The 8,630-nt window shown below is 44.6% G+C and carries 11 protein-coding genes; 10 read left to right on the forward strand and 1 reads right to left on the reverse strand.

All coding sequences use genetic code 11. The features are described 5' to 3' along the window. The first annotated feature begins 74 nt into the window (after window positions 1-74). Window positions 75-413, forward strand: a complete 339-nt coding sequence (locus tag QUB66_RS10675; RefSeq protein ID WP_006633569.1) for a winged helix-turn-helix transcriptional regulator — start codon at window positions 75-77, stop codon at window positions 411-413. A gap of 70 nt (window positions 414-483) precedes the next feature. Continuing rightward, entirely contained in the window at window positions 484-882 is a 399-nt protein-coding gene (locus tag QUB66_RS10680; protein ID WP_332970598.1) for a DUF4112 domain-containing protein, read from the forward strand. A gap of 64 nt (window positions 883-946) precedes the next feature. On the opposite strand, the gene QUB66_RS10685 is transcribed toward QUB66_RS10680, so the two are convergent. Continuing rightward, a complete protein-coding gene (locus tag QUB66_RS10685; protein ID WP_332970597.1) occupies window positions 947-1,981 on the reverse strand; it encodes a threonine aldolase family protein in 1,035 nt (344 codons plus the stop codon). Between the two features lie 79 nt (window positions 1,982-2,060). Between QUB66_RS10685 and QUB66_RS10690 the strand changes: the two genes are divergently transcribed. From QUB66_RS10690 to QUB66_RS10725, 8 genes are all read left to right on the forward strand, one after another. Then, a complete protein-coding gene (locus QUB66_RS10690; RefSeq protein ID WP_190662874.1) occupies window positions 2,061-2,273 on the forward strand; it encodes a DUF2997 domain-containing protein in 213 nt (70 codons plus the stop codon). 11 nt (window positions 2,274-2,284) lie between these two features. Further along, window positions 2,285-3,067 (forward strand): nucleotide exchange factor GrpE, encoded by a 783-nt coding sequence (locus QUB66_RS10695; protein ID WP_332970595.1) that lies wholly within the window; start codon window positions 2,285-2,287, stop codon window positions 3,065-3,067. 20 nt (window positions 3,068-3,087) lie between these two features. Beyond that, window positions 3,088-4,686 carry an Hsp70 family protein gene (locus QUB66_RS10700; RefSeq protein ID WP_332970594.1) on the forward strand — a complete coding sequence of 533 codons (1,599 nt, stop codon included), beginning with the start codon at window positions 3,088-3,090 and terminating at the stop codon, window positions 4,684-4,686. Between the two features lie 105 nt (window positions 4,687-4,791). Further along, complete coding sequence (locus QUB66_RS10705; protein ID WP_332970593.1) at window positions 4,792-5,649, forward strand: bifunctional class I SAM-dependent methyltransferase/HIT family protein; 858 nt, start codon at window positions 4,792-4,794, stop codon at window positions 5,647-5,649. 185 nt (window positions 5,650-5,834) lie between these two features. After that, the gene (locus QUB66_RS10710) at window positions 5,835-6,404 is read left to right on the forward strand and encodes a hypothetical protein (RefSeq protein WP_265235718.1); all 570 of its coding nucleotides are present in this window, start codon (window positions 5,835-5,837) and stop codon (window positions 6,402-6,404) included. 10 nt (window positions 6,405-6,414) lie between these two features. After that, window positions 6,415-6,669, forward strand: a complete 255-nt coding sequence (locus QUB66_RS10715; RefSeq protein ID WP_332970592.1) for a hypothetical protein — start codon at window positions 6,415-6,417, stop codon at window positions 6,667-6,669. Beyond that, on the forward strand, window positions 6,651-8,162 hold the full coding sequence (gene ilvA / locus QUB66_RS10720) for a threonine ammonia-lyase, biosynthetic (protein WP_332970591.1): 1,512 nt from the start codon (window positions 6,651-6,653) through the stop codon (window positions 8,160-8,162). The genes QUB66_RS10715 and ilvA overlap by 19 nt, the downstream gene beginning before the upstream one ends. Window positions 8,163-8,271: 109 nt before the next feature. Beyond that, complete coding sequence (locus QUB66_RS10725; RefSeq protein ID WP_332970590.1) at window positions 8,272-8,577, forward strand: hypothetical protein; 306 nt, start codon at window positions 8,272-8,274, stop codon at window positions 8,575-8,577. Window positions 8,578-8,630: the final 53 nt, after the last annotated feature.

An 8,630-nucleotide genomic window follows, 5' to 3' on the forward strand; every position in this document is an offset into this window, starting at 1 on the left:
TTTTTATTTTAAACCGAGTCAAGCTATTATGGGAAGTACGCACTTAAAAGTGCGGTACTTACCAAAAAGATACTATGCAAGTCCAAGAAGTAAAGGTCGATCGAGCAAATTGCCCTGTAGAACGCACTCTAGAGGTGATTGGCGGGCGCTGGAAAGTCTTGATTCTGCGGGAGTTGTTTCAAGGAGTGAAGCGCTTTAACGAGCTGCAACGAGCTGTCAACGGCATTACTCAGAAGATGCTGACGCAGCAACTGCGGGAAATGGAGTCAGACGCGATCGTACACAGGGAAATTTACCTGCAAGTTCCGCCGAAAGTTGAATATTCGCTAACGCCTTTGGGCGAAAGTCTCAAACCGATTATTAATGCCATGCACGAATGGGGAATTCAACATATTAGCGAAGATGGAAAATGAGCGGTTTCTAGATGGTTTTTTCCGTCTTCCGACAGATTTCAAATTTTCAACCTAGTTTAACAATAATAATATGAACAAAATAGAGCGTCTCGCCACCCTCAACCGCATCCGCAAACTCAGTCGCCTGATGGATACCGCCATTGGCATCCCCGGCACTAAATTTCGCATTGGTTTAGACCCCATTATCGGTTTAGTTCCGGGTGCTGGGGATCTCGTAGATACCGCGTTTTCCGCATACCTAATTTACTTAGCAACTCAATTCAATATCCCCCCCAAAACCCTCGGAAAAATGATTTACAATATCAGTCTAGAGGCCGTCGTGGGTTCAGTACCTTTAGTCGGAGATATTTTTGATGCTTTTTATAAATCCAACATGAGAAATCTGGCGCTTTTAGAAGCACACATCGAAGTAGATGAACCGGAATTAGTCGCAGTTGCAGAACCTATTCCTAAATCGATTAAACTCTAGGTTTGTAGTGAGGACTTTAGTCCTTAGATTTTCAGAAGGACTAAAATTCTCACTACAAACCATTTTAAATATTATGGGAAAGCTCGCCCCTACAAAAATCCACGAAAGCATTAACATCTTCTTCTTTAGTATTAAAAGCTGTTACCAGTCTGACAGTAGATTTATCCCACCGATAAAATTGAAAACCGTGATTTAAAGCTGCTGCAATCAGGGATTCTGGAATCTGCATAAAAATTTCATTTGCTTCGACTGGATGGCAAAACTTGACTTTCTCAACTCCTGCCAAACCTTGCGCTAACTTAGCTGCCATATTATTGGCATGAGCCGCATTTTTTAGCCATAAATCATTCGTTATATATGCTTCTAACTGCGCCGACAAAAACCGCATTTTGGAGAACAGATGCCCGCTGCGCTTGCGGTAAAAAGGGAAAGTTTCTGCCAATTCTTGATTGAAAAACACCACAGCTTCCGCAGCCATCGCCCCGTTTTTTGTCGCTCCAAATGAGAGGATATCCACGCCGGCGCGCCAAGTAATATCCGCAGGATCACAGCCCAAACTCGCAACAGCATTGGCAAAGCGAGCACCATCCATGTGCAGGTGCAAATTGTGGCTGCGCGCAACTTCCGAAATCTGGGAAATTTCCGCTGGATTGTAGACAGTGCCTGCTTCTGTGGCTTGAGTGATACTGACGGCTGCGGGCTGTACGTGGTGGACGATTCCTTTGCCAGCGCGATCGACTATTTCACCTAAAGTCTCTGCCTTGATCTTAGCATGATCTCCAGTTAATGTTACTAACTTTGCGCCGCCAGTAAAAAACTCCGGTGCGCCGCATTCATCCAGATTAATATGAGATTCTGCGTGACAGTAAACAGCCCCGTAAGGAGGAGTCATCACCGCGAGGGCTAGAGCATTAGCAGCGGAACCGGTTGCTACAGGAAAAACAGTCACTGATGTCTCGAATAAATCGGAGAATTTAACTTGCAAACGCTCTGTATATTCATCATCTCCGTAAGACATCACTGCACCGCAATTAGCCGCTGCAATCGCCGCCATAATTTCCGGTGCAACCCCGGTTGCATTGTCGCTACAAAAATTCATTGGAATAATCGGTAAACACAATCTATAATATAACTCAACAGTCAACATTCGATGATCAAGCATTAAGCCAAGAGGAACTATGGCAGAGTACCGCCAAATAGAATATCGCATCGGCAAAGACGGCAAAATTACCGAAACCGTCCTCAATGCCACCGGTTCGAGTTGCACCGAAACCACTGCCGGAATTGAAAAAGCTCTCGGAAAAGTAGAATCTCAAGATTTGCTGCCAGAATACTACCAAGGTGAAGAAAATTTGACCGTTGAACAAACGCAGACTTTAAAACAAGTTTAGAAAATTTAACAATGTTCTATCTCCTCGATGCAACGGTTGATGTAACAATAGTGTCTCCTTTCAGCCTCGCCCTAGCTGTTGGGGGCATTTTTCTAATTTTAGTCTACGCTTATGCTGCATCGGATGCCGGAGATGCGATCGAGTTTAAGTACGATACAATTCTGCGGGAACGCATGAATCAGCTAAATATCGTCGATTGGCAAGACTTAGGCGAGAAAGCCGGCTTAAGTCGCTTCGGAGTGCGCTTAGTGCGACAGGGAGACGTGGGAAAACTCACGGTAGACCAACTGCGGCGGCTGGCAACAGTGCTGAATTTGAATTTCCCAGAATTCGATCGCACTCTGAGCGCGCTGCCCACATCGGCGACAATTACAACTAATCCCAACGAAATCGAAGAATTGAGACAACAGTGTTTCCGGCTGCGCGAAGAATTGCAGCAGCAAAAAACTCAACTAACTACTGATTTTCGTCGCGCTACCTTTGAACAGTTACAAACTTTGTTAACCAGCTATCCTGCCGCCCGGAAAATGGCAGAAGCCAAGCCGAATATGCCCGCCAAAAATCTCTCTGCTCTTTTTACTCCCTTAGAAAATCTCTTGTCAAGTTGGAATTTTGAAACAATCGGTTTAGCTTGGGAACAAGTGAGCTATAATCCGCAGTTGCACCAGCCAGATGTTGAGGATATCACAGAAGGAGAGTTAGTTTATATTCGCTTTGTTGGTTATCGAGATGGTGAGCAAATTCTTGCTCCTGCTAAAGTTAGTCGCAGCCTTCCAGTCGGAATAACAAATTAAATTTATAATCTAAAATCGACATGACTACAGTTGCAATTGACTTCGGCACCAGCAACACGGTTGTCTGCATTCTCAACCCGGACACGCAAACACCCGAAACTTTGAGATTGGGGGAAATGTCCCGGATTTTTAAAACGAATAAATCGAGTGAAGATGTCCGAGAAATACCTGTAGTTCCGACTTTGGTATTTGTGAAAAATACTGGTGAGTTGGTATTGGGAGAAAAAGTGCGAGCGCAACGTTTAGGACAATCCCATCCCGACCGTTTTTTTAAAGCTTTCAAACGCGACTTGGCAGCCGATTTTCAGCCACCAGCCCGCAATCTCGACGGCGAAACCTACACAGCCGAATCTGTAGCAGAACAGTTTATCAAAACTATCTGGAAACAATTATATCAGCAAAATATACAGCCAAAAAAAGTAATTTTTACAGTACCCGTAGGAGCCTTTGAGCGATATTTAGATTGGTTTCGCGACTTAGCAGAATCTCTAGGAATTGAGGAAGTCCAGCTAATAGATGAATCTACAGCGGCCGCCCTGGGATATGCCGTCAAACGCCCTGGTTCTTTGGTTTTAGTAGTCGATTTTGGCGGTGGGACTTTAGATTTAAGTTTGGTTCGCACTGCGCCTCATTCCTCTGTCAAAAATAGCCAATTTCAAAGTCAGAATTTAATGTGTGCCGAAGTCTTAGCAAAATCCGATGCTTATGTTGGTGGCGAAGATATTGACATCTGGATTGTTGAAGATTATTTGCGGCAAATTGGTTCGTCGCGGGCCGAAGTTGGTGGCCTTGGCTGGCAAAATTTATTGGAGATAGCGGAAAAGTTAAAGATTCAAGTTTCTCAAGTTAATCAGGCTAAGGAAAGTTGGTTTGACGATGAAAATTTCATGTCTTACGACTTGCAGTTAAACCGATATCAGCTTGAGGAAATTCTGGAATCACGGCAGTTATTAGAACAGTTACGGGAAGCTTTAGATGAAGTGCTGAGTATTGCGCTGGAAAAAGGTATCGGTAAAGCAGATATTGAACGGATTTTACTGGTAGGTGGAACTTCTTTAATTCCGGCTGTGTCTAATTTAGTGGTTTCCTATTTCGGGCGGCAAAAAGTTAAAACTGACAAGCCTTTTGAAGCAGTGGCGCACGGTGCTTTAGCGCTGACACAATTAGTGACTGTTGATGATTATTTGCGACATAGCTATGCAATTCGCATCTGGGAACCTTACGCTAAAACTTATGCTTATTCGCCGATTTTTAGCAAAGAAATCAAGTATCCTTGTCAAAGTTCGGAGGAGTTGACGCTGCAAGTTGCTATTGAAGGACAAAGGGAAATTCGGTTAGATATTGGGGAAGTTGCGGAGGTGTCGCAAGCGGAGGTTATTTTTAACGAAAAAGGGCAAATGACAAGCAGTTTGCTCAACAAACACAGCGAGTTTCGTTCTTTGGAAAGCCACCATCAGCAGGTTTGTGTGGCGCATTTGAATCCACCGGGAGTGTTGGGGATTGACAGGGTTTCGGTGGGTTTTGAGGTGGATGAGAGGCGGGTTTTGTTGGCTACGGTGCGGGATTTGGTGACTGGTGAGGTGTTGGTGGATCGAGGGGCGATCGCCAAACTGCAATAATGATACAATTTTTAGATAGGATTTGGCGATTGAAATCGCTTGTTGTCAAACAAAGTCCGCCGGTGCGGACTGAAGAATATCGATTTAAATCAAGTTTATGTCGCCATGAAAAAGCAACAAAATAAATTCAGCCACCTGACGGCAATCGAAAGGATTTACCTATCATTTCCAGCTAAATTTTTATTAGATCAAAATTTGCTGCAAGGTAAAGTCTTAGATTTTGGATGTGGCTTCGGCAACGATGTTAAATTGTTGCAGCAAAAAGGCTTTGATATTGCAGGTTACGACTATTATTATTTTCCAGAATTCCCCGAAGATAAATTTGATACTATCATTTGCTTTTATGTTTTGAATGTCTTGTTTCCCGAAGAACAAGCGAATGTGCTGATGGAAGTCTCACACCTGTTGAAACCCGGAGGTAAAGCGTATTTTGCAGTGAGAAGGGATATCAAAAAAGAAGGCTTTCGAGAACATTACGTCCACAAAAAACCTACCTATCAGTGCATTGTCAAACTTCCGTTTAAATCTGCCCTCTTAAATGAGTCTTGCGAAATATACGAGTATGTGCATTACAACCATCAAAGAAATTCAACTAATAACTGCATATTCTGCAATCCGCACAAAAATCTAACTTTACTCACCGAATCAGCAACAACTTATGCGATGTTTGACGGTTATCCTGCCAGCCAAGGTCATGTTTTAATTATTCCCAAGCGTCACGTTGCTAATTATTTTGAGCTACCGTTTAGGGAACAATCGGCTTGTTGGTTTATGGCTAACAAGGTGCAAGAGATGTTAATTAAAGAGTTTCAGCCTGACGGTTTTAATGTGGGAATCAATATTAATAAACAGGCTGGTCAAAGTCGCAGTCACGCGGCTATTCATGTTATCCCGCGTTACAGGGGCGATGCGGCTGGGAATAAAGGTGGCATTAGGTGTGTGATTCCCAAGCATGAAAAATAAAAGTTAGGGAATTGTGAAAGGATTTTTTTACCGCAGAGGCGCAGAGAACGCAGAGGAATAGAGAAGAGAGGGATTTATAATTTTTGTAAGGATTTTTATATTTGAGCAAACGGTGAGTCAAATAAGGTTAAAATGTGTTTGCCAAGTCTCAAACTACACATTAGCAGTAATTTGGTGTTCTGTTTATGTCTAAGCGCAAAAAGCAAGAATGGCTCAAGGAAACTCTAGAGCTTAAAGAAGACCACAATTGGAAATCAAAGCCTGGAACTCGCATCTTTGTAGCAGGAAGAGGTGCAGTTCGTTTTGATGTCCCGGAAGATTGGCATTTTGAACCGGATACAAAGTCGTTTCGGTTTACGGATAAAAAGCCGCCGGATGATGATTGTTGTTTGGAAGTTTCGTTTAATTTGTTACCCCCTGGCAATTGGGGAGAATTTCCGCTGGTGCCGCTATTACAGAAGATAGTGGAAGATGATACCAGAAATCCGATCGATCCTGGGGATATTATCCAATTGAAGCGGCAAACGGCTCGGGTTGTTTGGACTGAATTTAAGTTTATCGACCCTCCAGAACAGCGGGAAGCTTATTCGCGAATTTGTATCGGATTGGGTTCTAATGTTCAGTGTTTGATTACTTTTGATTACTGGGTTGATGATGCTGAACGTTTGACTCCTGTCTGGGATACGGTTATGGATTCGCTGGTTTTGGGTTTGTTTATTACTGACCCTCGAACGGGTTTCGCACGGCCTGATTAGGTTTGGGGAAATGCCAAGTATCATCTGGAACGTCACCGAGCGATCGCTCTTTATCTCGGTTTTAGGGCGATCGCACTTTCGGCACGTCAAGCTTTTAATTGATAATCAAATTATTAGTAAACTAAATCGGTTTGCCCGATCGCGCGATCGCCAATTCCCCGAAGCCGATCGCCATTCCCCGCAAAAAACTAACACAAATGCCCTACAATTATCCCACCATCCGGCATCAACCAACCTGCTAACCCCATGCTTTGCGATTACCTAGTACAAATCCTCACCGCCCCCGTCTACGATGTTGCCCAAGAAACACCCCTAGAAGTCGCCCCCAATCTATCAGCGCGGCTCAACAATAAACTGCTGCTGAAACGAGAGGATATGCAGTCGGTGTTTTCCTTTAAGCTGCGGGGTGCGTACAACAAAATGGCGCAACTGTCGCCGGATTTGCTAGCACAAGGTGTCATCGCAGCTTCCGCCGGCAATCACGCCCAAGGAGTCGCCCTCGCTGCGGGCCACCTGGGAACTCGCGCGATGATCGTCATGCCTGTAACAACGCCGCAGGTGAAGGTAAATGCGGTGATAGCCCGTGGTGGAGAGGTGGTTTTGCATGGTGATACCTACGACGATGCCTACGCTTTTGCACGCCAATTAGAGGCCCAAAAAGGCATGACTTTTATTCACCCTTTTGATGACCCCTACGTGATTGCGGGACAGGGTACGATCGGCATGGAAATTCTGCGGCAACATCAAAAACCAATTCATGCGATTTTTGTGGCGATTGGCGGCGGTGGATTGATTTCGGGAATTGCGGCTTATATTAAGCGGTTGCGGCCGGAAATTAAGATTATTGGTGTGGAACCTGTGGATTCCGATGCGATGAATCAATCGCTGAAAGCTGGTAAACGGGTGCGTTTGTCCCAGGTGGGTTTATTTGCTGACGGCGTTGCTGTGCGGGAAGTTGGGGAGGAAACTTTTCGGCTTTGTCAGGAGTATGTGGATGAGATTATTTTGGTGGGTACGGATGATATTTGCGCGGCGATTAAGGATGTTTTTGAAGATACGCGATCGATCTTAGAACCTGCTGGCGCTTTGGCGATCGCCGGTGCGAAGGCTTACGTGGAACGGGAACAAATCACAGGAGAAACATTAATTTCTGTTGCTTGTGGCGCGAACATGAATTTCGATCGCCTGCGGTTTGTAGCAGAAAGGGCAGAGTTTGGCGAACGTCGGGAAGCAATTTTTGCAGTCACAATTCCCGAACAGCCGGGAAGTCTCCGCAGGTTTTGCGAGTGTTTGGGTAAGCGCAATTTGACGGAATTTAGCTATCGCATTGCGGATGAAAAAGCAGCACATATTTTTATTGGTGTGCAAATTCAAAACCGCGCTGATGCGGTTAAAATAGCGGCAAGTTTTGAAGATTGTGGCTTTAAAACTTTGGATTTAACTGATGATGAATTAACTAAGTTGCACTTGCGGCACATGGTGGGCGGCCGTTCTTTTCTGGCAAAACATGAACTGTTTTACCGCTTTGAATTTCCCGAACGTCCGGGTGCGTTGATGCAGTTTGTGGGTTCGATGAGTCCTAATTGGAATATCAGCGTTTTTCACTATCGGAATAATGGGGCTGATTACGGGCGAATTGTGGTGGGGATACAGGTGCCGCCGGATGAGATGCAGGAGTGGCAGGCTTTTTTGGATACGCTGGGCTATCAGTATGGGGATGAGAGTCAGAATCCGGCTTATAAGCTTTTTTTGGCGTAGGTTTTTGGGGTGGGTTTTGGGGTGGATTTTGGGGAAAGGGCGATCGCCCAAAACTATCGAATCTCGAATTACAATGGGTAAAGAAGTCTAGCAAGGAAAATGCCAGATTATGACTGTCCGAGAAGAACTAATCCGCGAGATTGAGCAAACATCAGATGATGTACTTGAGGTGCTATTGAGTTTTTTGCGTCAGAGGCGTTTGTCAAAATCGGAGGGTTTTGGGGCGATCGAGTCTGCTGAGATTTCGAGTGCTGAATTGACGGTACAAAAGCATTATCCTCTGCGCGGGATGCCACTGGCGATCGCTGAGGATTTTGATGCGCCGATGCAAGTTACTCAACTAATCGATCGGATTGTCACGATTATGGAAAATGAAAATGTAGGTTTGACGGACTTAGAGAGTCCCACAGAATAAATGATCCTATAATAACCGAAAGATAATTTCAGTGTGTAGCCTATCTTAATTTC

The sequence above is a fragment of the Microcoleus sp. A2-C3 genome, from assembly GCF_036706065.1.
GTDB lineage: Bacteria > Cyanobacteriota > Cyanobacteriia > Cyanobacteriales > Microcoleaceae > Microcoleus.